Source organism: Barnesiella sp. ET7 (assembly GCF_024733785.1).
Lineage (GTDB): Bacteria > Bacteroidota > Bacteroidia > Bacteroidales > Barnesiellaceae > Barnesiella > Barnesiella merdigallinarum.
Genome location: NZ_JANRHM010000101.1, coordinates 1 through 229, shown reverse-complemented (window position 1 = coordinate 229; position 229 = coordinate 1). Strand labels below are relative to the sequence as shown.

At 61.1% G+C, this 229-nt stretch carries 1 protein-coding gene; it reads right to left on the bottom strand.

What is annotated here, in order from left to right; translation table 11 throughout:
- Positions 1 to 229: hypothetical protein (locus NW211_RS14100; protein WP_258328302.1), on the bottom strand; the 229-nt coding region annotated here is incomplete at both ends.

Below are 229 nucleotides of genomic sequence, written 5' to 3'. Positions count from 1 at the left end.
CGGGATGATGGAAGAGACTCCTGCACCGGCTCCACAAGTGGCACAACCGCAGAATGTGGCACCGCAACCTGCACAGCAGCCTATCCAGCCGCAGGCAGCACCACGACAGATGCCGCCACAGCCACAACAGACTGTAATGCGTCCCGTGCAGCAGCCGATACAGCGACCTGTTCAGCAACCTCCACAGCCTCAGTATGGCGGGCAGCCTATGTTCACCGTGCCACAAGGC